Origin of the sequence: Pseudomonas trivialis (assembly GCF_001439805.1) — a bacterium.
Taxonomy (GTDB): Bacteria; Pseudomonadota; Gammaproteobacteria; order Pseudomonadales; family Pseudomonadaceae; genus Aquipseudomonas; species Aquipseudomonas trivialis.
Genome location: NZ_JYLK01000005.1, coordinates 235,041 through 256,245, shown reverse-complemented (window position 1 = coordinate 256,245; position 21,205 = coordinate 235,041). Strand labels below are relative to the sequence as shown.

The 21,205-nt window shown below is 61.6% G+C and carries 19 protein-coding genes and 1 pseudogene; 14 read left to right on the top strand and 6 right to left on the bottom strand.

Annotated elements, in window-relative coordinates:
* Positions 1-392 precede the first annotated feature (392 nt).
* Both TU79_RS26285 and TU79_RS10050 read right to left on the bottom strand, forming a co-directional pair.
* On the bottom strand, positions 393-554 hold the full coding sequence (locus tag TU79_RS26285) for a hypothetical protein (protein ID WP_169793792.1): 162 nt from the start codon (positions 552-554) through the stop codon (positions 393-395).
* 70 nt (positions 555-624) lie between these two features.
* Positions 625-966 carry a hypothetical protein gene (locus TU79_RS10050; RefSeq protein WP_057007842.1) on the bottom strand — a complete coding sequence of 114 codons (342 nt, stop codon included), beginning with the start codon at positions 964-966 and terminating at the stop codon, positions 625-627.
* A gap of 219 nt (positions 967-1,185) precedes the next feature.
* Here TU79_RS10050 and rapA point away from each other — a divergent pair, with 219 nt between their 5' ends.
* A complete protein-coding gene (gene rapA / locus TU79_RS10045; RefSeq protein WP_057007841.1) occupies positions 1,186-4,032 on the top strand; it encodes an RNA polymerase-associated protein RapA in 2,847 nt (948 codons plus the stop codon).
* Positions 4,033-4,206: 174 nt separating this feature from the next.
* Here rapA and TU79_RS10040 read toward each other — a convergent pair whose 3' ends face one another.
* The gene (locus TU79_RS10040; protein WP_057007840.1) at positions 4,207-5,550 is read right to left on the bottom strand and encodes a spinster family MFS transporter; all 1,344 of its coding nucleotides are present in this window, start codon (positions 5,548-5,550) and stop codon (positions 4,207-4,209) included.
* Positions 5,551-5,805: 255 nt separating this feature from the next.
* Here TU79_RS10040 and TU79_RS10035 point away from each other — a divergent pair, with 255 nt between their 5' ends.
* Both TU79_RS10035 and TU79_RS10030 read left to right on the top strand, forming a co-directional pair.
* Positions 5,806-6,174 carry a YkgJ family cysteine cluster protein gene (locus TU79_RS10035; RefSeq protein ID WP_057007839.1) on the top strand — a complete coding sequence of 123 codons (369 nt, stop codon included), beginning with the start codon at positions 5,806-5,808 and terminating at the stop codon, positions 6,172-6,174.
* Between the two features lie 141 nt (positions 6,175-6,315).
* The gene (locus TU79_RS10030) at positions 6,316-8,559 is read left to right on the top strand and encodes a putative bifunctional diguanylate cyclase/phosphodiesterase (RefSeq protein WP_057007838.1); all 2,244 of its coding nucleotides are present in this window, start codon (positions 6,316-6,318) and stop codon (positions 8,557-8,559) included.
* A gap of 331 nt (positions 8,560-8,890) precedes the next feature.
* Here TU79_RS10030 and TU79_RS10025 read toward each other — a convergent pair whose 3' ends face one another.
* A complete protein-coding gene (locus tag TU79_RS10025; protein ID WP_057007837.1) occupies positions 8,891-9,196 on the bottom strand; it encodes a DUF2288 domain-containing protein in 306 nt (101 codons plus the stop codon).
* A gap of 338 nt (positions 9,197-9,534) precedes the next feature.
* On the opposite strand from TU79_RS10025, the gene TU79_RS10020 reads away from it, so the two are divergent.
* The 9 genes from TU79_RS10020 (at position 9,535) to TU79_RS09980 (ending at position 17,131) form a co-directional block, all read left to right on the top strand.
* The gene (locus TU79_RS10020) at positions 9,535-10,662 is read left to right on the top strand and encodes a branched-chain amino acid ABC transporter substrate-binding protein (protein ID WP_057007836.1); all 1,128 of its coding nucleotides are present in this window, start codon (positions 9,535-9,537) and stop codon (positions 10,660-10,662) included.
* Positions 10,663-10,891: 229 nt separating this feature from the next.
* Positions 10,892-11,815, top strand: a complete 924-nt coding sequence (gene livH, locus TU79_RS10015; protein WP_003231100.1) for a high-affinity branched-chain amino acid ABC transporter permease LivH — start codon at positions 10,892-10,894, stop codon at positions 11,813-11,815.
* Positions 11,812-13,065: a high-affinity branched-chain amino acid ABC transporter permease LivM gene (locus tag TU79_RS10010; protein WP_003231103.1), complete on the top strand. Its 1,254-nt coding sequence runs from the start codon at positions 11,812-11,814 to the stop codon at positions 13,063-13,065. The genes livH and TU79_RS10010 overlap by 4 nt, the downstream gene beginning before the upstream one ends.
* Complete coding sequence (gene livG, locus TU79_RS10005) at positions 13,062-13,829, top strand: high-affinity branched-chain amino acid ABC transporter ATP-binding protein LivG (protein ID WP_057007835.1); 768 nt, start codon at positions 13,062-13,064, stop codon at positions 13,827-13,829. The genes TU79_RS10010 and livG overlap by 4 nt, the downstream gene beginning before the upstream one ends.
* A 1-nt stretch (position 13,830) precedes the next feature.
* Positions 13,831-14,532 carry an ABC transporter ATP-binding protein gene (locus TU79_RS10000; RefSeq protein WP_057007834.1) on the top strand — a complete coding sequence of 234 codons (702 nt, stop codon included), beginning with the start codon at positions 13,831-13,833 and terminating at the stop codon, positions 14,530-14,532.
* 180 nt (positions 14,533-14,712) lie between these two features.
* Positions 14,713-14,997, top strand: coding sequence for a BufA1 family periplasmic bufferin-type metallophore (gene bufA1, locus TU79_RS09995; RefSeq protein WP_057007833.1), 285 nt, complete (start codon positions 14,713-14,715; stop codon positions 14,995-14,997).
* Positions 14,998-15,018: 21 nt separating this feature from the next.
* The gene (bufB, locus tag TU79_RS09990) at positions 15,019-15,897 is read left to right on the top strand and encodes an MNIO family bufferin maturase (protein ID WP_057007832.1); all 879 of its coding nucleotides are present in this window, start codon (positions 15,019-15,021) and stop codon (positions 15,895-15,897) included.
* Entirely contained in the window at positions 15,894-16,649 is a 756-nt protein-coding gene (locus tag TU79_RS09985) for an HvfC/BufC N-terminal domain-containing protein (protein WP_057007831.1), read from the top strand. The genes bufB and TU79_RS09985 overlap by 4 nt, the downstream gene beginning before the upstream one ends.
* Complete coding sequence (locus TU79_RS09980) at positions 16,646-17,131, top strand: DoxX family protein (RefSeq protein ID WP_057007830.1); 486 nt, start codon at positions 16,646-16,648, stop codon at positions 17,129-17,131. The genes TU79_RS09985 and TU79_RS09980 overlap by 4 nt, the downstream gene beginning before the upstream one ends.
* Here the strand turns inward: TU79_RS09980 and TU79_RS25185 are convergent.
* A pseudogene (locus TU79_RS25185) lies at positions 17,128-17,298 on the bottom strand (LysR family transcriptional regulator); the annotation flags it as partial. The gene TU79_RS09980 and the pseudogene TU79_RS25185 sit on opposite strands and share 4 nt — an antisense overlap.
* Before the next feature lie 176 nt (positions 17,299-17,474).
* Here TU79_RS25185 and TU79_RS09970 point away from each other — a divergent pair.
* Together TU79_RS09970 and TU79_RS09965 are read left to right on the top strand one after the other, a co-directional pair.
* Positions 17,475-18,146 carry a COG3650 family protein gene (locus TU79_RS09970; protein WP_057007828.1) on the top strand — a complete coding sequence of 224 codons (672 nt, stop codon included), beginning with the start codon at positions 17,475-17,477 and terminating at the stop codon, positions 18,144-18,146.
* A gap of 106 nt (positions 18,147-18,252) precedes the next feature.
* Positions 18,253-19,866: an NAD(P)/FAD-dependent oxidoreductase gene (locus tag TU79_RS09965; RefSeq protein WP_057007827.1), complete on the top strand. Its 1,614-nt coding sequence runs from the start codon at positions 18,253-18,255 to the stop codon at positions 19,864-19,866.
* A gap of 198 nt (positions 19,867-20,064) precedes the next feature.
* Here TU79_RS09965 and TU79_RS09960 read toward each other — a convergent pair whose 3' ends face one another.
* Positions 20,065-21,162 (bottom strand): PLP-dependent cysteine synthase family protein, encoded by a 1,098-nt coding sequence (locus TU79_RS09960; RefSeq protein WP_173670291.1) that lies wholly within the window; start codon positions 21,160-21,162, stop codon positions 20,065-20,067.
* Positions 21,163-21,205: the final 43 nt, after the last annotated feature.

Below are 21,205 nucleotides of genomic sequence, written 5' to 3'. Positions count from 1 at the left end.
CCTGTGTGCAGAGCGAACTCATTGTGGCGAGCGGGCTTGCCCTAATGCCGTTCAGTTACGCGCAGATCCCCTGTGGCGAGCAGGCTTGTCCTGCGTTGGGCTGCGCCGCAGCCCCAAAACCAGGCGCTGAGCCGTATCAGGTACACCGCGTTTTGCTGGATTGGGGGCGCTTCGCGCCCCAACGCGGGGCAAGCCCGCTCGCCACAGGGATGGGGCCACCCCGCAAATACTCGGCAGCTGAATTTCAGGCAAAAAAAAGGCGACCGAAGTCGCCCAAAATGCCTTGCGTGCCCTGTAATCCGCAAAGACCATTGCGGATAAACATCAATAGGACCACGTTAACGGAGAATCTGGAGCGGGGAATTGACCAGGATCAATGGACGCACGCTGTTTCAGCGTTTTTTCGGCTTGCTCTTCGGTTTCTTCTTCGGCTTGGCCAGGGGCATTGCCTGTTCAAACGCCTGACGCACTTCATTCAGGCGCTTGTCATTGAGGTCATGCACGCGCTTGGCGCGTTCGGCATTCAAATCGATCAGCTTGTCATCGTCACTCATGGCTTGGCTTACGTGGTGGCAGGGGATGGCGCAATAATGCGGCCTGCCCCGCGTGACCGCAAATACACCTTCACACCTCGACGTCCACCCACAGCCCCTGACGTGGCTCATCCTCGATCAGGGGGATGACGGGCACGGTGTTGTCGGCATTGAGCACATCGCCGGGAATCGCGAGGTGCTGCTCCGGGTCCTGGTCCGCTTCTCGACGGCGTTTCTGTTGTTCCTGCTGACGGCGTTGTTCCTCGCGCAGCAGAAAAGTCGACCGTTCGGCATCGCCCTTCTTCAGGTCGATGGTGCTTTCATTAGAGCCCGGTTGCACTGGCACCACGGGCGGTATATCCGGCTTGGGCCGTACCGGGTCGAGTTGCGACGTGACCGGTACGACGCTGACGGGCAGCATGGGTGGCAGCATAATAGTTACTCTCCTGATCTTCAGGCTGTCGGCGCGCTGCGCACCGACTTGAGCGCAGCGTCGCCAACCTGTGACTCAGTCGACACTCACAAGTGCCCGCCACCCGTCGACTCACGACGCGCGCGCCCACCCAAACAGAGTAGTTTTCGTCAGAGTCCTTGGGGGTCGGACCTTGTTCCGTTAAGATAGTCGGCTTTTTCACGGCGGGAGTCAGGCAGCATGGCGCAGCAGTATCAACCGGGGCAACGCTGGATTAGTGACAGCGAAGCAGAGCTGGGGTTAGGCACCGTTCTGGCACAGGACGGACGCTTGTTGACCGTGCTCTATCCGGCCACTGGCGACACACGCCAGTATGCGCTACGGAATGCGCCCCTCACCCGCGTGAGGTTTTCGCCGGGTGACTCCATCACCCATTTCGAAGGCTGGAAAATGACCGTACAGGAAGTCGACGACGTCGACGGCCTGCTGGTGTACCACGGCCTCAATGGGCAGAACGAGCAGGTCACCCTGCCGGAAACCCAACTGTCGAACTTCATCCAGTTCCGCCTCGCCAGCGACCGCCTGTTCGCCGGGCAGATCGACCCACTGGCCTGGTTCTCGCTGCGCTACCACACCCTGGAACACACCAGCCGCCAATTGCAGTCCTCGCTGTGGGGCCTGGGCGGCGTGCGTGCGCAACCCATCGCGCACCAGTTGCACATCGCCCGTGAAGTCGCCGACCGCATCGCGCCACGGGTCTTGCTGGCCGACGAAGTGGGCCTGGGCAAGACCATCGAAGCAGGCCTCGTCATCCACCGCCAGTTGCTGTCGGGCCGCGCCAGCCGCGTGCTGATCCTGGTACCGGAGAACCTGCAGCACCAATGGCTGGTGGAAATGCGCCGCCGCTTCAACCTGCAGGTGGCCCTGTTCGACGAAGAGCGCTTTATCGAAAGCGATGCCACCAACCCGTTCGAGGACACCCAGCTCGCGCTGGTGGCGCTCGAATGGCTGGTGGACGACGAAAAAGCTCAGGACGCGCTGTTCGCCGCCGGCTGGGACCTGCTGGTGGTCGACGAAGCGCACCACCTGGTCTGGCACGAAGAAAAGGCCAGCCAGGAATATTCACTGGTCGAACAACTGGCTGAAGTGATCCCGGGCGTGCTGCTGCTCACCGCCACCCCGGAGCAACTGGGCCAGGACAGCCACTTCGCGCGCCTGCGCCTGCTCGACCCGAACCGCTTCCACGACCTGCACGCCTTCCGCGCCGAGAGCGAGAACTATCGCCCGGTGGCCGAAGCCGTGCAGGAGTTGCTGGACAAGGGTCGTCTGTCACCCAAGGCGCACAAGACCATCCAGGGTTTCCTCGGCAACGAAGGCGAAGCGCTGCTCACCGCCGTCAACGATGGCGACAGCGAAGCCAGTGCGCGCCTGGTGCGTGAGCTGCTCGACCGTCACGGCACCGGCCGCGTGCTGTTTCGCAACACCCGCGCCGCCGTGCAGGGTTTCCCGGAGCGCACGTTGCACGCCTACCCGCTGCCCAACCCGGACGAATACATGGAGCTGCCGCTGGGCGAACACGCCGAGCTGTACCCGGAAGTCAGCTTCCAGTCGCAGCCGGACGTCGAGGAAGAACAACGCTGGTGGCGCTTCGACCCGCGCGTCGAGTGGCTGATCGACCAGCTCAAAATGCTCAAGCGCACCAAGGTCCTGGTGATCTGCGCCCACGCCGAAACCGCCATGGACCTGGAAGACGCCCTGCGCGTACGCTCCGGCATTCCGGCCACGGTGTTCCACGAGGGCATGAACATCCTCGAGCGCGACCGTGCCGCGGCCTATTTCGCCGATGAAGAATTCGGCGCCCAGGTGCTGATCTGCTCGGAAATCGGCAGCGAAGGCCGCAACTTCCAGTTCGCTCACCACCTGGTGCTGTTCGACCTGCCGTCCCACCCCGACCTGCTGGAGCAGCGCATCGGCCGTCTGGACCGGATCGGTCAGAAGCACATCATCGAACTGCACGTGCCGTACCTGGAAACCAGCCCGCAGGAGCGCCTGTTCCAGTGGTACCACGAAGCGCTGAACGCCTTCCTCAACACCTGCCCCACCGGTAACGCCTTGCAGCATCAGTTCGGCCCGCGCCTGCTGCCGCTGCTGGAGAGCGCCGACGACAGCGAGTGGCAGGCCCTGATCGACGAGGCCCGTGCCGAGCGCGAGCGTCTGGAACAGGAACTGCACACCGGTCGCGACCGCCTGCTGGAGCTCAACTCCGGTGGCGCGGGTGAAGGCGATGCGCTGGTGGAGGACATTCTGGAACAGGACGACCAGTTCGCCCTGCCGATCTACATGGAAACCCTGTTCGACGCGTTCGGCATCGACAGCGAAGACCATTCGGAAAACGCGCTGATCCTCAAGCCCAGCGAAAAAATGCTCGACGCCAGCTTCCCCCTGGGCGACGACGAAGGCGTGACCATCACCTACGACCGTAACCAGGCACTGTCGCGCGAAGACATGCAGTTCATCACCTGGGAACACCCGATGGTGCAGGGCGGCATGGACCTGGTGCTGTCGGGCTCGATGGGCAACACGGCGGTGGCGCTGATCAAGAACAAGGCACTCAAGCCGGGCACCGTGCTGCTGGAACTGCTCTACGTGAGTGAAGTGGTCGCGCCGCGTGCGCTGCAACTGGGTCGCTATCTGCCGCCGGCGGCCTTGCGCTGCCTGCTGGACCCCAACGGCAACGACCTGTCCGGGCGCGTATCGTTCGAGACCCTCAACGACCAGCTCGAAAGCGTGCCTCGGGCCAGCGCCAACAAGTTCATCCAGGCCCAGCGCGATCAACTCACGCCGCGTATCAACGCCGGCGAAGAGAAGATCACCCCGCGTCATGCCGAGCGAGTGGCCGAAGCCAAACGTCGCCTGGCGGCGGACACCGACGAAGAGCTGGGGCGTCTGACCGCGCTGCAGGCCGTCAACCCGACGGTACGCGACAGCGAGCTGGTGGCGCTGCGCAATCAGCGCGAGCAAGGCCTGGCAATGCTGGACAAGGCCGCGCTGCGACTCGAGGCGATCCGGGTGCTGGTGGCGGGTTAATCTCCACACTGCCCTGCTGACAGGAAGGCCCGCACCGTGCGGGCCTTTTTTATTCACTTGGGAATATCAGGGACTTTGATGGCCGCATCGGGAGCAAGCCCCCTCCCACATTTTGAACGGTGAACACCTATAAAATGTGGGAGGGGGCTTGCTCCCGATAGAGTCAACCCGGTCTCAAGCCACCACCGCATCCGGCACCTCAACAGCCCTCAGCCCCTCCTTCATCTTTTTGGCATCGCGCACAAAACTGCGCGATGCCTGAAACAGAAACAGCAGGGTCAGAAACAACGCCACCGGAATCAGGTACATGGCGTCATGCAACCCGACCGCCTTGTACGCCTCGGTCATCTGCTGCGCCCCCGCCGCATACATCGCCGAGTGCGCAAAGTGATCGGACAGCCCGCCCACCACAATCGGCCCCATCCCACCGCCCAGCAGGTACAGGCCGGCGAAAAACAACGCCATCGCCGTGGCGCGCAAACGGGGTTCGACCACGTCCTGAATCGCCGTGTACACGCAGGTGTAGAAGTTATACGCAAACAACCAGCCCACACTGAACAGCGCCACGAACACGCCAATCTCGATGCGCCCGGCGTGCAACGCCCAGGCAGTGGTGACGGTGGAAATGACCAGGCTGAACGCCGCAAACAACAGCCGCCCATTGGCGACCCGCTGGTGAATCTTGTCGGCCACCCAGCCCCCCAGCGTCAAACCCACCAGCCCCGTCAGGCCGACGATTACGCCGGTGGCCACTGCGGCCTCCTGCAGCGGCAGCAGAAAATAGCGCTGCAGCATCGGCACCAGAAACGAGTTGCACGCATAGGTGGCGAAGTTAAAGCACAGCCCGGCCAGCACCAGCCAGAGGAAGGTCGGCACCGCCAGCACACGGCGAATCGGGCGGTCGACGCGTTCCTGGGAGACGTGCACGGTTTCCGCCGCGCCGCGCTTGGGTTCCTTGATGTAGAACATGAACACCGCAAGGATCATCCCCGGCACCGCCGCAATGAAGAACGGCGCGCGCCAGCTGTCGAACGCCTTGACCATCCAGCCGATGGTAAAAAACGCCAGCAACAGGCCCAGCGGCAGGCCGAGCATGAAAATGCCCATGGCCCGTGCACGGCGGTGCGCCGGAAACAGGTCGCCAATCAGCGAGTTGGCGGCCGGGGCATAACTGGCTTCGCCGATCCCGATGCCCATGCGCACCAGCAGGAAGGTCCAGAAGCTGCCGACCAGACCGTTAACAGCCGTCAACCCGCTCCAGGCAAACAGGCCCCAGCCCATGAGTTTGCTGCGTGAGCCGGTGTCGGCCAGGCGCCCGAGCGGCAGGCCGGCAATGGCATACACCAGCGTGAACGCGGTGCCGATAATGCCGAGCTGGAAGTCGCTGAGGTGCCATTCCATGCGAATGGGCTCGATGATGATCGCCGGAATGGTGCGATCGAAGAAGTTGAACAGGTTGGCCAGGAACAGCAGGAACAGAATGCGCCAGGCATTCGCCGCTTGGGTCGAGGTCTGCATGGGTCCGTCTCTTTTTATTGTTATGAGCGCTGCGATGCCCGATGCATCCTGCTCAGGTCACTGCAACATAGTCAGCCGAGCGGCGCTTGTCTGTAATGATTCGTAAAGCTGATAGGGCATGATGTGACCCGGCATTCCGGGACTTTTCCTACAAAAAATATAAATACCTCCCCCTCTTCCCAACGGCCACGGCCCGGATAGAATGGCGAGCCTTCCCGTTGTACCTCCCCCTTACCTTCCTTATCGATGACGCCCATGTCCGAAGCCAGTCCGTGTCTGAATTGCGGTGCCTGCTGTTCATACTTTCGTGTGTCTTTCTTCTGGGGTGAGTGCGCCTCATCCGGCGGCACGGTGCCCGATGACCTGGTGGTACAGATCAACCCGACCCGCGTGGCGATGATCGGCACCGACCAGAAGCCCGCGCGCTGCTGCAGCCTGGAGGGCGAAGTGGGCAAAGGCACCAGCTGTTCGATTTATGAATTGCGCTCAAGCCCCTGCCGCGAGTTCGACGCGTCCTGGAGCCAGGGCGAGCAGAACGTCGATTGCGATGCGGCCCGCGCGGCGTTCGGCCTGTTGCCACTGGAAGCGCCCCCCTTCGAACTGCCGCTGCCTATCAGCGCTTAGCATCAAACGCTATGCCCGGCATGCCAAAATCAAAGACATCAATGTGCCATTACGGCTTGCGAATTCCGTGAGCCTTCTATACTCGTCCTCATAGGTCATCGCCGTAGGCCGTGACGCAACTGCGCAATGACGGGACATGCTATGGAATGGCTGGGTCTGCACTTTTTCACCGACCTTCCGCACAACGGGCACTTATTACTCAATTGCAGTCATAACCCTTTTCTGGTGCTGCTGGCTTACCTGGTCGCCTGTGCGGCCGGTTTCGGCACGCTGGACATGGCCGAGCGCGTCGGCCACGTCGAAGACCCCACCGCGCGCCGCCACTGGCGCTGGCTGGGCGCCGGGTGCCTGGCGGGCGGCATCTGGTCCACCCACTTCATCAGCATGCTGGCATTTCAGGTGCCGATCGCCATTCACTATGAATTGATCATGACGTTCGTCTCGCTGCTGATCGCCTTGATCGCGTCGCTGTTCGCCATGAAAACCCTCAGCCACGCGACCCTGCGCTTTGACCAGTACCTGCTGGCGTCACTGTGGATGGGCATGGGCATTGCGCTGATGCACTACGTGGGCATGGCGGCCATGCGCTCCCAGGCGCAGTTGTATTTCGGCGCCGGGCTGTTCACGGCGTCGGTAGTCATCGCCATCGGCGCCAGCCTCGCGGCCCTGTTGCTGTCGAGTTACCTGCGCAACGGCGCGGGGGTGTTTCACCAGTTGCTTAAATACGCCGCCAGCCTGGTGCTTGGCGCCGGCATCATCAGCATGCATTTCACCGGCATGGCCGCCATGCAGATGGTGGTGCCTGCCGGGGCTGACCTGTCCGCACCTTCGGACAATAATCCAATCCAGATGGGCCTCTCGGTGGCAGTGATCACGCTGCTGGTGATCGGCAGCAGCATCAGCGCCGCCCTGGCCGACAAGAAGCTGCAGCACAAGGAGCGCGATCTGCGCCGGGTCAATGCGCTGCTCAGCGAGCTGGACCAGGCACGTGCCTCCCTGCAGCAGGTGGCCCACTACGACGCACTCACCAGCCTGCTCAATCGTCGGGGTTTCAATCAGATCTTCGCGGAGAAGCTTGCGGAGAAAACCGCTGCCAGTGGCATGATGGCGGTGATTTTCCTTGATATTGACCACTTCAAGCGTATCAACGACAGCCTTGGGCATGACGCAGGCGATCAACTGCTGACCGTGCTGGCCAGCCACATCAAGAGTTCGGTGCGCAGCCATGCCGATGTGGTGGCGCGCTTTGGCGGCGACGAATTCTGCATCCTCATCAGCATCCACCACCGCGACGAAGCGCGGCACCTGGCCCAACGCATCATGCAGCAGATGAAAGAGCCCATCGAACTCGCCGGGCGGCGCATGGTGATGACCACCAGCATTGGTATCAGCCTGTTTCCAGATGACGGCGTCACCTGCGAAGAACTGCTGAAAACCGCAGACCTGGCGCTCTACCAGTCCAAGGATGCGGGCCGCAACAGCTTGAATTTCTTCAGCGCCAACCTGAAAACCCGCGCCTTCCTCGAACTGCAGTTGGAGGAAGAGTTGCGCGCAGCCTTGCGCGAGCGCACAGGGCTGGTGCTGTTCTATCAACCGATCTTCGACATGAAACTGGGCAAGGTCACCCGTATGGAAGCGCTGGTGCGCTGGCAGCACCCAACACACGGCTTGCTGGCACCTGATCGCTTTATCGGGATCGCCGAGAGCAACGGGCTGATTGCCGAACTGGATAACTGGGTATTGCGCCAGGCCTGTCACGACTTGAGCGTTCTGTCTGACAAGGGCTACAGCGAACTGAACATGACCGTCAACTGCTCGGCGTTGAACCTGGCACGTGATGAGTTGGCCGATGAAGTCGAGGACGCCCTGCGTTTCAGCGGGATCGCTGCTACCCGCCTGGAACTGGAAGTCACGGAAAATGCGTTGATGGGCAATATCAGCAGCACGCTGGCACTGCTGCGGCACATTCGTGCGCTGGGGGTATCCCTGGCCATCGATGACTTCGGCACCGGTTATTCGTCCCTGGCGTACCTCAAGCGACTGCCGCTCAACACGCTGAAGATTGACCGCTCATTTATCCAGGACCTGCCCAAGTCAGCCGCCGACATCGAGATTGTCCAGGCCATTATCGGAATGGCGCACACCCTGCATCTGAACGTGGTGACCGAGGGCGTGGAAACCCAGGCGCAGTTCGACTTGTTGCACAAGCACGGTTGCGATTTTATCCAGGGCTATCTGCTCAGCCCGGCGGTGCCTGCGAACGAGGTGATTGGGGTGATTCAGGGGATTCACCTGCGTAATCCGCTGGCGCCCGAGGCTTCAGCGGCCAAGGAGCTGGCGCCGAGCCAGCCGGGACCTGCTGCCCTGGTCAGGCCGATTCGGTGACGCTGCGGGTATTCAATGAGAACTGTGGCGCCGTTGATATTTTTCGCGAGCAAGCCCGCTCCCACAATTTGACCGTGCTCATTCGGCAGGAATGTGATCACGTGTGAGCGGGCTGCTCGCGAAGACAATCTGACAGCCGAGCATTAATGATCGCTCTGCCACATTCTGAAACAATCTCTACCGACCGCCCTCCCGCTCAAAACTGTTCCCGTGACGTTAACGTCACCCTATCTGTGACCTTTCGCCACGGCAAGGTGCCATCACCGCCGCAGCGGTTACTCCGCTACACACTTCACCCGCGAAAAATAACGCACCTTTTCTGTGCGGCTACTTATTGGGCCGCCCTTTCCTGGATCAGAATCCACGGCGAGACCACCACCGCCCACAGGCTCGGGTCGCGCTCCACCAGGTCCAGCGCCCGCGTCGCAGACACTTCGCCAAGGTGACCTGCGGCCAGCCAGGCGGCGACTTTGTCGCGGTTATCCTCGGCCATTCCCTCGGCGGCCTCGATCAAATCCAGGCCGGCATCGACCCACAATAGGGCACCCTTGGCAAAGAACGGCTCAAGCTCCTTCCAGGATATTTCGGCGGTTTCACCGAGCAGCTTGGCATAGAGGGTGCTAGGTTCTTGCGTCATGGGAGTTCACCTGAAGAAAAATCGGCGCAATCATAACGTTGAGCTTCAGTCAGAAAAACCCAGTTGCAAATGCGTTACCGAAATTATGTGTCAGGAAAGCCAGGGATTGCCCGGAACGCTGGCATTACCCCGCCGCAATTCTGTCTTTTACTTTCATTTAAGCGACACCCCCTGGATTTGCCCCCGGCCCCCAGCTTTTCAAGCGATCAACCGGCGCTCTACACTGTACCGGTACAGTTGCCAGGGCACCGCCGGGGGATATCCGCATATCCGATCCGGTTCTGCAGCCCACAAGGCCGCTGGAACTATAAAAAATACAACAGCATGAGTGGAGCACTATGAATAAGGCTACTAAGCAGATTTCCAAACTGTTTGCCGCTATGGTCCTGGCTGGGGTTGCCGGCCATTCGTTCGCAGCCGACACCATCAAGATCGGCATCGCCGGTCCCAAGACCGGTCCTGTGACGCAGTACGGCGACATGCAATTCATGGGTGCCAAGCAGGCGATCGCCGACATCAACGCCAAAGGCGGCGTCGATGGCAAAATGCTTGAAGCCAAGGAATACGACGACGCCTGCGACCCTAAACAGGCCGTGGCGGTCGCCAACAAAGTGGTCAACGACGGCGTCAAGTTCGTGGTCGGTCACCTGTGCTCCAGCTCCACTCAGCCGGCATCGGACATCTATGAAGACGAAGGCGTCATCATGATTACCCCGGCCGCCACCAGCCCGGAAATCACCGCCCGTGGCTACAAGCTGATCTTCCGCACCATCGGCCTGGACAGCGCCCAGGGCCCGGCGGCCGGCAACTACATCGCCGACCACGTAAAACCGAAAATCGTCGCCGTATTGCACGACAAGCAGCAATACGGTGAAGGCATCGCCACTGCCGTTAAACAGACCCTCGAGAAGAAAGGCGTGAAAGTGGCCGTTTTCGAAGGCCTGAACGCCGGCGACAAGGACTTCTCCTCGGTGATCCAGAAGCTCAAGCAAGCCAACGTCGACTTCGTCTACTACGGCGGCTACCACCCGGAGCTGGGCCTGATCCTGCGTCAATCCAAAGAGAAAGGCCTGAACGCCAAGTTCATGGGGCCGGAAGGCGTGGGCAACGACTCCATCTCGCAGATCGCCCAAGGCGCTTCCGAAGGCCTGCTGGTCACCCTGCCGAAATCCTTCGACACCGACCCTGCCAACAAGGCCATTGTTGACGAGTTCGCCAAGAACAAGCAGGACCCGACCGGTCCATTCGTGTTCCCGGCCTACTCGGCAGTTGAAGTGATCGCCGGCGGTATCACCGCCGCGAAGAGCGAAGACACCGCCAAAGTGGCCGAAGCCATCCACGCGGGCACCTTCAAGACCCCTACCGGCGATCTGAGCTTTGATGCCAAGGGCGACCTGAAGGACTTCAAGTTCGTGGTCTACGAATGGCACTTCGGCAAACCAAAAACCGAAGTTTCCCCTCAGTAAGCCAGGCGTTACTGCCCCAACAAGCCCACTGTGAGAGCAGTGGGCTTTGTTTTACGAGGTTTATGGGCCTGTCACCCGCGATCCGGGCGCTGGCTCACCTGAAAATCTTAAAACCGTCACCAGCGGTTCGCTGGCAAACGCTTTGTGCAAATGTGCTCACAGAACACAGCGCAAGGCCGGAACATGACTCCACCAGTGAAATGCGTATCGGGTTTTTAGGAGCGCTGTAATGCCTGAGATCTATCATTTTTTCCAACAGCTGGTTAATGGCCTGACCATTGGCAGCACCTATGCCTTGATAGCCATTGGTTACACCATGGTTTACGGCATCATTGGAATGATCAACTTCGCCCATGGCGAGGTGTACATGATTGGTTCCTATGTGGCCTTCATCGCCCTTGCCGGGCTGGCCATGATGGGTATCCACTCACTGCCGCTGTTGATGACCGCTGCGTTCCTGGCATCGATCGTCGTGACCAGTGCCTATGGCTACAGTATCGAGCGCGTTGCCTACCGCCCCCTGCGTGGCAGCAACCGTCTGATCCCGCTGATTTCCGCCATCGGCATGTCGATTTTCCTGCAGAACACCGTATTGCTGTCCCAGGACTCCAAGGATAAATCCATCCCCAACCTGATTCCGGGGAGCTTCTCCTTCGGTCCGGGTGGCGCACAGGAAGTGCTGATTTCCTACATGCAGATTCTGGTCTTCGTGGTCACCCTGGTGGCCATGCTGGGCCTCACGCTGTTCATCTCCCGCTCCCGTCTGGGCCGCGCCTGCCGGGCCTGCGCCGAAGACATCAAGATGGCCAACCTGCTGGGCATCAACACCAACAACATCATCGCCCTGACCTTCGTGATCGGCGCCGCGCTGGCGGCCGTTGCGGCGGTGCTGCTGAGCATGCAGTACGGCGTGATCAACCCCAACGCCGGTTTCCTGGTGGGCCTCAAGGCCTTTACCGCAGCGGTATTGGGCGGCATCGGCAGCATTCCGGGCGCGATGCTCGGTGGCCTGGTGCTGGGTGTGGCCGAGGCGTTTGGTGCCGATATTTTTGGCGACCAATACAAGGACGTCGTGGCGTTCGGCCTGTTGGTTCTGGTGCTGTTGTTCCGTCCGACCGGCATTCTGGGCCGTCCGGAGGTTGAGAAAGTATGAGCAGATATCTTAAATCGGCGTTTTTCAGCGCCTTGCTGGTGTGGGCAGTGGCCTTTCCGGTGCTCGGCCTCAAGCTGAGCATTGTCGGCATCAACCTGGAAGTGCATGGCACCGGGCCCGTGACGCTGACCATCATCGCCCTGTGTTCGGTGCTGATGTTCCTGCGCGTGCTGTTCACCCAGCAGGTCGGTGCCTTGTTCAAGGGCAACCGTGGGCCGCTGGTGTCGCCCAAGGTCAGCCAGTTCCTGACCCTGCCGCGCACCCAGCGCTACATCATCATCGGCCTGATCGTGGCCGCGCTGATCTGGCCGTTCTTCGGCTCGCGCGGCGCGGTCGATATCGCCACCCTGATCCTGATCTACGTGCTGCTGGGCCTGGGCCTGAACATCGTGGTGGGCCTGGCCGGCCTGCTCGACCTGGGTTATGTGGGCTTCTACGCCGTGGGTGCCTACACCTACGCGCTGCTCTCGCATTACCTGGGCTGGAGCTTCTGGATCTGCCTGCCACTGGCCGGCATGGCGGCCGCCACGTTCGGCTTTTTGCTGGGCTTCCCGGTGCTGCGCCTGCGCGGTGACTATTTGGCGATTGTGACCCTGGGCTTCGGCGAAATCATCCGCCTGTTCCTGCGTAACCTTACCGATATCACCGGCGGCCCCAACGGCATCAGCAGCATCCCCAAGCCGACGTTCTTCGGGCTGTCGTTCGACCGCACCGCCGCCGAAGGCATGCAGACCTTCCACGAGTACTTCGGGATCGCGTACAACCCGGTAAGCAAAGTGGTGTTCCTCTACCTGGTGGCGCTGTTGCTGGCACTGGCGGCACTGTTCGTGATCAACCGCCTGCTGCGCATGCCAATCGGTCGCGCGTGGGAAGCCTTGCGCGAAGATGAAATCGCCTGCCGCGCACTGGGCCTGAACCCGACCATCATCAAGCTTTCCGCGTTCACCCTAGGCGCCGCATTTGCCGGTTTTGCCGGCAGCTTCTTTGCCGCGCGCCAGGGCCTGGTAACGCCGGAGTCGTTCACCTTCATCGAGTCGGCGATCATCCTCGCCATCGTCGTGCTGGGTGGCATGGGCTCGCAACTGGGCGTGATCCTTGCGGCCATCGTGATGATCCTGCTGCCGGAAATGATGCGTGAGTTCAGCGAATACCGCATGTTGATGTTCGGCGCCATGATGGTGCTGATGATGATCTGGCGCCCGCAAGGCCTGCTGCCCATGCAACGTCCACACATGGAGCTGCGCAAATGAGCCGCGAGATCCTGAAAGTCGAAAACTTGAGCATGCGCTTCGGCGGCCTGCTGGCGGTCAACGGCGTGGCCCTGACCGTGAAAGAGAAACAGGTGGTGGCGCTGATCGGCCCCAACGGCGCCGGCAAGACCACGGTGTTCAACTGCCTCACCGGTTTCTACAAACCGAGCGGCGGCAGCATCCTGCTGGACGGTCAGCCGATCCAGGGCCTGGCCGGTCACGAGATCGCCCGCAAGGGTGTGGTGCGCACCTTCCAGAACGTGCGCCTGTTCAAGGACATGACGGCAGTCGAGAACCTGCTGATCGCCCAGCACAGGCACCTGAACACCAACTTCTTCGCCGGCCTGTTCAAGACCCCGGCGTTCCGCAAAAGCGAACGCGAGGCCATGGCATACGCGGAGTACTGGCTGGACAAGGTCAACCTGACCGAATTCGCCAACCGCCCCGCCGGCACCCTCGCCTATGGCCAGCAACGTCGCCTGGAAATCGCCCGCTGCATGATGACCCGTCCGCGGATCCTCATGCTCGACGAGCCGGCCGCCGGCCTGAACCCCAGGGAAACCGAAGACCTCAAGGCGCTGATCAGCGTGCTGCGCGAAGAACACAACGCCACGGTGCTGTTGATCGAACACGACATGAAACTGGTCATGAGCATTTCCGACCACATCGTGGTGATCAACCAGGGCACGCCCCTGGCCAACGGCACGCCGGAGCAGATCCGCGACAATCCTGAAGTGATCAAAGCCTATCTGGGGGAAGCGTAAAATGCTGCAATTCGAAAACGTTTCCACTTTCTACGGCAAGATCCAGGCCCTGCACAGCGTCAACGTGGAAGTGCGCCAGGGTGAAATCGTCACGCTGATCGGCGCCAACGGTGCCGGCAAGTCGACCCTGCTGATGACCCTGTGCGGATCGCCCCAGGCCCACAGCGGCAGCATCCGCTACCTGGGTGAAGAGCTGGTGGGTCAGGAATCGTCGCACATCATGCGCAAGAGCATCGCGGTGGTGCCCGAGGGCCGTCGCGTGTTCTCACGCCTGACCGTCGAAGAGAACCTGGCCATGGGCGGGTTCTTCACCGACAAGGGCGACTACCAGGAACAGATGGACAAGGTGCTGCAGCTGTTCCCGCGGCTCAAGGAGCGCTTCAGCCAGCGTGGCGGCACCATGTCCGGCGGCGAGCAGCAAATGCTCGCCATCGGGCGGGCACTGATGAGCAAGCCAAAACTGTTGCTGCTGGACGAACCCTCCCTGGGACTGGCGCCGATCATCATCCAGCAGATCTTCGACATCATCGAACAGCTGCGCAAGGACGGGGTAACGGTGTTTCTGGTGGAGCAGAACGCCAACCAGGCGCTGAAAATCGCCGACCGCGCCTACGTGCTGGAAAACGGCCGGGTGGTGATGCAGGGCACGGGTGAACAGTTGCTCACTGATCCGAAAGTGCGTGAGGCCTACCTGGGCGGCTAGCCCGCATTCGCTGGCGAAACCGGTTCTGAACGGTGGGAGGGAGCTTTGCTCCCTCCCACATTGGTTTTGGGCAACAGCCAGTTTTTTTGAATGCCCTTGTAATGAATATCGTCCTGCCGCCTCTAGTGGTGCAGGCAGGCAATCGAGCCTGCTACTTCAACCCACTGCTGGAGACACACCATGACCACAAAATTGTCTGCCACCTCCCTGGTACTGGCTCTGAGCCTGTCCGCCCTCACTGCCCCTGCCTTTGCCGCCGATGACATGCAGAAATGCTTCGGCGTCGCAGAAGCCGGCAAGAACGATTGCAGCGCGGGCGCCGGCACAACCTGCGCCGGCACCTCCAAAACCAAGGACCAGGCCAACGCCTGGAAACTGGTCCCGGCCGGCACCTGCGGCCAGATCCCCAGCACCACCTCGCCAACCGGCTTCGGCCAGGAAAAGGCGTTCACCGCCAAGTCCTGATCCCCGCCAACCCGAGGGCCGATGATGACGCATTTACCCCACCACACGGTCTCACCGGCTCAGGTGCCCGGCTTGCCTTTGCGGGCCGGGCTGGGACTGAAAAGCGAGCACTTCATTGAAGTGCTCGAAACCCGCCCTGACATCGGTTTTTTTGAAGTGCATGCCGAAAACTACATGGTGGCCGGCGGACCGTTTCATCATTACCTGGGCTTGATTCGCGAACAATATCCGCTGTCGCTGCATGGGGTAAGCCTGTCCATCGGCGGCGAAGGCCCGCTCGATTGCGAGCACCTGGCCCGCCTGGCCACGCTGATCGAACGCTATCAGCCCCAGTCCTTTTCCGAACACCTGGCCTGGTCCAGCCATGGCCCGGTGTTCCTCAACGATTTGCTGCCCCTGACCTACGACGCCACCACCCTCAACAGGGTGTGTGCGCATATCGATCAGGTACAAAGCACGCTCAAGCGGCCAATGCTGCTGGAAAACCCGTCGACCTACCTGCTGTTCCAACGCGCCACCCTGGACGAGCCCGACTTCATCAGCGAGGTCGTCCGCCGCACCGGCTGCGGCCTGCTGCTGGACGTCAACAATGTCTACGTGTCCTGCATCAACCACCAGCGCGACCCAGTGGCTTATATCGACGCTTTGCCCCTGCAGGCGGTGGGCGAGATTCATCTGGCCGGTTTTGCCGAAGACACTGACAGCCTGGGCGACCGGCTGCTGATCGATGATCACGGCGCACCCATCGACAACGCAGTGTGGCAGTTATACGAGCAAGTGCTGGTACGCACGGGCCCGGTCGCCACGTTGATCGAGCGCGATAACCAGGTGCCGGCCTTCAACGTACTGCAGGCCGAGGCGCAGCAGGCCGAACGGCTTTTATCGCAGGTGACGGCATGAGTACCCAGCACGCGTTTTGCGCCGCCCTGCTCGCCCACGAACCGGGTTGCCCCGAGGGCGTGTTCAGCAGCAACGGCGCCGACCCGGCCAGCCGTTTTGCGGTGTATCGCAATAATGTGCACAGCTCGTTGATCAATGCGCTGGCGACCAGTTACCCAGTGACGCGGCAGTTGGTGGGCGATGAATTCTTCCGCGCCATGGCCGGCCTCTACGTGCAGACATGCCCGCCCGGCAGCCCCTTGATCAGCGAGTACGGCGGCACGCTGGCCGATTTTATCCAGGCATTTGAGCCGGCCCAAAGCGTGCCCTATCTGGCGGACGTCGCAAGACTTGAGCGCCTGCGCGTGCGCGCCTATCACGCAGCGGACATCCCGCCCCTGGATCAATCGCGCATGCTTGCGCAACTCAACGGCCAGTCGCGCCTGCAACTGCACCCGTGCGTCGCCACGCTGCACTCGCCCTACGCAGCCGTGACGATATGGGCCGCCCACCAGACCGAGGGCGCCATCGCCAGCGTAAACCCGTGGCAGGCGCAAAGCGCACTCGTGCTGCGCCACGGGCTGGCGGTCAAGGTCTTCAGTATCGACAGCGGCTCGGTGGCGTTTATCAACAGCCTGCGCCGAGGCAAGGCGCTTGAAACGGCCTTGGAGCATGCCCTCCAAGCCTCAAGCGAATTCGACCTGCATCAATGCCTCGGGCTGTTGATCAGCCTCGGCGCCATCACTGACCTGGACCAGAAGGTATCGCCATGAACACGCCTGCACCCTGCCCGATAAAGCGCGCCATTGCCCTGTTCGAACACATCCCCTACAGCCTGATCGCGTTCCTCGCGCGTTTCTCGATAGCGGCGGTGTTCTGGAAGTCCGGGCAAACCAAGGTTGAAGGCTTTGCCGTGGACCTGATCAGCGGCACCTTTGAACTGGGCACGCCCAAACTCGCCGCGTCGACCGTGCCGCTGTTTCGCAGTGAATATGCGGTGCCTCTGCTGTCGCCGGAAGTGGCCGCCCATATGGCGGCGTTCGCCGAGCATCTCTTCCCGGCACTGATCCTGATAGGGTTCGCCACGCGCCTTTCGGCCCTGGCGCTGATCGGCATGACACTGACCATTCAACTGTTCGTCTACCCCGACGCCTACCCCACACACGGCACCTGGATCGCACTGTTGTTGCTGCTGGTCGCCAAGGGGCCGGGCTGGCTTTCCATCGACCACTTGATCACCCGTCGCTGCCGTTAAAGGCGATTCACCGCCTCGCCGCCGCGCCTGAACCACTCCACCAGATAATCGGCCAATACCTGAGTGCGCCTTGGCAAGCCGCCCTGGCGGGGATGAACCAGGTACATCGGCATGCTCCGCGTCTGATAATCACGCAGGAGCCAGCGCAATCGTCCGTCAGCCAGTTCCGCCGGGGTCTACGGTTCGCCGTACTGCTCGAGGTAGGCGGGCCTGCGTGTCAACTCGATCAGCCCGACTCGCAGGTTGAATTCAAAGTCGGCAAGACACACCTGAAGCTCGGCATCGGGCTTGTGGTGCAGGGTCAGTCTGCGTAACGTGGCGGCACTTGTCAGGAGACCCGAAAATGCGTGCCGCCCGTACCTTTGCTTTGTGTGCCTTGCTCCCCCTGTTCGCCGCCTGCCAGATGTTCGAGAGCGAGCCTGCGAAACCGTCCACCGTCGGGCTGACCCGCATGCAAGGTGAACTCACGGCAGTGGGCGGCAAGCTGTTGTTCCAGCCATGTCGCGACCAGCGTAACTACGTGGTCAAGGACACCGGCGGCACCAGCATCCTGCAGGAGGCCGCGTCCCTCGCCGGCCAGCAAGGCGCGCTGTTTGCCGACCTGCGCGGCAAGTTTTCCGGGGTGGCCACCGGCACCCAGGGCGAGGTCGAACTGCAGCAGCTGTACCGCGTCGAGCGCTCGACCTCGGCCTGCGATGACCCCGACTTCAAGCGCATGATCCTGCGCGCCAATGGCCACAAGCCGGCGTGGGCACTCAACGTTACCGCCAAGGGCATGGTGCTGGAACGCGAAGGCCAGCCGCCGCTGCCGGTGCCCTATGTTGAAGAGCAACTGGGCGATGGCCGTTTCAACCTGATGACCGAGGCCAACAACCAGCACATCGAACTGTGGGTGGCCCCGCAACGCTGCGTCGACCCGGTCAGCGGCAGCCTGCAACACATGACCGCCGAATTGCGGATCAACGGTCAAGTCCAGCGTGGCTGCGCCGCTTTCGGTGGTTCGCGGGACGACTGATGGGTGCCTGCGCTGTTTTAGCATGACGGGACACCGTGGTTGGGGCTTATAATCGCCGGTTTGCAAAACAGCCGGCCTGTTTGCCCGCCGCCTACCGGATCCTGTCATGTTACGAATCACCGAACTCAAGCTGCCCATCGACCATCCCGAAGAAGACCTGCGGCCCGCCATCGTGCAGCGCCTGGGGATCGCCAGTGATGACCTGCTCGATTTCACCCTGTTCAAGCGCAGCTACGACGCCCGCAAGAAAACCTCGGAGCTGTGCTTCATCTACACCATCGACCTGAACGTGGTGGGCGAAGCCGCCCTGCTGCTCAAGTTTGCCGATGACCGCAACGTCAACCCGGCACCGGACGTCAACTACAAGGTGGTGGGCCAGGCCCCGCAGGGTTTGACCGAGCGGCCGGTGGTGGTCGGCTTTGGCCCGTGCGGCATCTTTGCCGGGCTGTTGCTGGCACAGATGGGTTTCAAACCGATCATCCTCGAACGCGGCAAGGAAGTGCGCCAGCGCACCAAGGACACCTGGGGCCTGTGGCGCAAAAACGTGCTCAACCCTGAATCCAACGTGCAGTTTGGCGAAGGCGGTGCCGGGACCTTTTCCGACGGCAAGCTCTACAGCCAGATCAAGGACCCGAAATTCCTCGGCCGCAAGGTTTTGCACGAGTTCGTCAAGGCTGGTGCGCCGGAAGAAATTCTCTATGTCAGCAAACCGCACATCGGCACCTTTCGCCTGACCGGCGTGGTGGAAAACATGCGCCAGCAGATCATCGCGCTGGGCGGTGAAGTGCGTTTCGAGCAGCGCGTGACTGACGTGCTGATCGAGGACGGCCAGTTGCACGGCGTGGTCATCGACGGCGGCGAGCAGCTCCTCTCCCGGCATGTGATCCTCGCCCTGGGCCACAGCGCCCGCGACACCTTCCGTATGCTGCATGGTCGTGGCGTGTACATGGAAGCCAAGCCGTTCTCGGTGGGCTTTCGAATCGAACACCCGCAATCACTGATCGATGCCGCGCGCCTGGGCAAGTACGCCGGGCACCCGAAACTCGGCGCCGCCGACTACAAGCTGGTGTACCACGCCAAAAATGGCCGTTCGGTCTACAGCTTCTGCATGTGCCCAGGGGGCACGGTGGTTGCGGCGACCTCCGAGCCCAATCGCGTGGTTACCAACGGCATGAGCCAATACTCGCGTAACGAGCGCAATGCCAACTCCGGCATCGTGGTCGGTATCACGCCGGACGTGGATTACCCGGGTGGTCCGTTGGCGGGCATCGAGCTGCAGGAGCGCCTGGAGTCCCATGCCTATGTGCTCGGCGGCAGCAACTACGAAGCACCGGCGCAACTGGTGGGCGACTTCATCGCGGGCAGACCGTCCACCGCCATCGGCAGCGTGGAGCCGTCCTACAAACCTGGCGTGTCACTCGGCGACCTGGCCTTGGCCCTGCCTGAGTTTGCCATCGAGGCCATTCGCGAAGCATTGCCGGCGTTTGAAAAGCAGATCAAGGGCTACTCACTGCACGATGCCGTGCTGACCGGGATCGAAACGCGCACCTCTTCGCCACTGCGCATCACCCGTGACGATTCGCTGCAAAGCATGAATGTGAAAGGCCTGTTCCCGGCCGGCGAAGGTGCCGGTTATGCCGGTGGCATCCTGTCGGCGGGCGTTGACGGGATTCGGATCGCCGAGGCGCTGGCACGGGATATGTTGGGTATCGAGGCCTGATTGTATTGCTGTAGCAAGCAGGCTTGCTGTGGCGAGCGGGCTTGCCCCGCGTTGGGGTGCGAAGCAGCCCCAGAACCAGGCTCTGAGCAGTATCAGGTACACCGCACTTTCCTTGATTGGGGGCGCTTCGCACCCCAACGCAGGGCAAGCCTGCTCGCCACAGGGATGCAGTTGCCTGCGCAGAGTGTGGGGGTGGTGTCAGATATTGGCGCGCCGGATGCTGTCCGGTAACGGCTCGCCCTGTTCAACACTCGCCGCCACACTCGCGATCAGACCTTCCAGGGCGTACCCCTGGGCCGCCAGCCAGGTCTCGTCATAATAAGTTGTGGCATAACGCTCCCCACCATCACACAAAATAGCCACGATCGAGCCCGACTCCCCCGCCGCTTTCATCTGCTGCGCGGCCATCAGTGCGCCAATCAGGTTGGTCCCGCTGGACCCGCCTACCCGGCGTCCCAGCCGCCCCGCCAGGTAGTGCATGGCCGCCAACGACAGCGCGTCCGGCACCTTGACCATCGCATCAATCACCTTGGGCAGAAACGACGCCTCGACCCGTGGCCGACCAATGCCTTCGATCCGCGAACCGCAGTCCAGCCGCAAGCCGGCATCGCCGTTCAGGTAATAGTCGAAGAACACCGAACGCTCGGCATCGGCGCACAACACGCGGGTGCAATGCTGGCGATAACGCACGTAACGCCCCAGCGTCGCGGTGGTGCCCCCGGTGCCGGGGCTGGAAATCAGCCAGCTCGGCTCCGGGTGCTGCTCAAAGCGCATCTGCTGGAAGATCGATTCGGCGATGTTGTTGTTGGCACGCCAGTCGGTGGCCCGCTCGGCGAACGTGAATTGATCCATGAAGTGCCCGCCGCTTTCCTGCGCCAGCCGTTCGGACTCGGTATAGATCTGCATCGGATCATCGACCAGGTGGCTCTGACCACCATAGAAGGCAATTTGGGCAATCTTTTCCCGCGACGTGGTGCTCGGCATCACCGCAATAAACGGCAGCCCGAGCAGGCGCGCAAAATAGGCCTCCGACACCGCCGTCGACCCGCTGGACGCCTCGATCACCGGTGCGCCGGGTTTGAGCCAGCCGTTGCACAGCGCATACAGAAACAGTGACCGCGCCAGCCGGTGCTTGAGGCTGCCGGTGGGGTGGCTGGACTCATCCTTGAAGTACAACTCGATACCTGGCAAGCCCGGCAATGGCAAAGGGATCAGGTGCGTGTCGGCGCTGCGCTGGAAGTCCGCTTCAATGATGCGAATGGCTTCGCGGGCCCAGGTACGGTGGTCGCTCATCAGGAGGTTCTCAAAGGATTTCAACCAGGATATTAGGGGGTTTCCT

Coding starts and splice junctions, on each gene's coding strand:
- TU79_RS26285 (WP_169793792.1), bottom strand. CDS start 554: ATGAGTGACGATGACAAGCTGATCGATTTGAATGCCGAACGCGCCAAG.
- TU79_RS10050 (WP_057007842.1), bottom strand. CDS start 966: ATGCTGCCACCCATGCTGCCCGTCAGCGTCGTACCGGTCACGTCGCAA.
- rapA (WP_057007841.1), top strand. CDS start 1,186: ATGGCGCAGCAGTATCAACCGGGGCAACGCTGGATTAGTGACAGCGAA.
- TU79_RS10040 (WP_057007840.1), bottom strand. CDS start 5,550: ATGCAGACCTCGACCCAAGCGGCGAATGCCTGGCGCATTCTGTTCCTG.
- TU79_RS10035 (WP_057007839.1), top strand. CDS start 5,806: ATGTCCGAAGCCAGTCCGTGTCTGAATTGCGGTGCCTGCTGTTCATAC.
- TU79_RS10030 (WP_057007838.1), top strand. CDS start 6,316: ATGGAATGGCTGGGTCTGCACTTTTTCACCGACCTTCCGCACAACGGG.
- TU79_RS10025 (WP_057007837.1), bottom strand. CDS start 9,196: ATGACGCAAGAACCTAGCACCCTCTATGCCAAGCTGCTCGGTGAAACC.
- TU79_RS10020 (WP_057007836.1), top strand. CDS start 9,535: ATGAATAAGGCTACTAAGCAGATTTCCAAACTGTTTGCCGCTATGGTC.
- livH (WP_003231100.1), top strand. CDS start 10,892: ATGCCTGAGATCTATCATTTTTTCCAACAGCTGGTTAATGGCCTGACC.
- TU79_RS10010 (WP_003231103.1), top strand. CDS start 11,812: ATGAGCAGATATCTTAAATCGGCGTTTTTCAGCGCCTTGCTGGTGTGG.
- livG (WP_057007835.1), top strand. CDS start 13,062: ATGAGCCGCGAGATCCTGAAAGTCGAAAACTTGAGCATGCGCTTCGGC.
- TU79_RS10000 (WP_057007834.1), top strand. CDS start 13,831: ATGCTGCAATTCGAAAACGTTTCCACTTTCTACGGCAAGATCCAGGCC.
- bufA1 (WP_057007833.1), top strand. CDS start 14,713: ATGACCACAAAATTGTCTGCCACCTCCCTGGTACTGGCTCTGAGCCTG.
- bufB (WP_057007832.1), top strand. CDS start 15,019: ATGATGACGCATTTACCCCACCACACGGTCTCACCGGCTCAGGTGCCC.
- TU79_RS09985 (WP_057007831.1), top strand. CDS start 15,894: ATGAGTACCCAGCACGCGTTTTGCGCCGCCCTGCTCGCCCACGAACCG.
- TU79_RS09980 (WP_057007830.1), top strand. CDS start 16,646: ATGAACACGCCTGCACCCTGCCCGATAAAGCGCGCCATTGCCCTGTTC.
- TU79_RS09970 (WP_057007828.1), top strand. CDS start 17,475: ATGCGTGCCGCCCGTACCTTTGCTTTGTGTGCCTTGCTCCCCCTGTTC.
- TU79_RS09965 (WP_057007827.1), top strand. CDS start 18,253: ATGTTACGAATCACCGAACTCAAGCTGCCCATCGACCATCCCGAAGAA.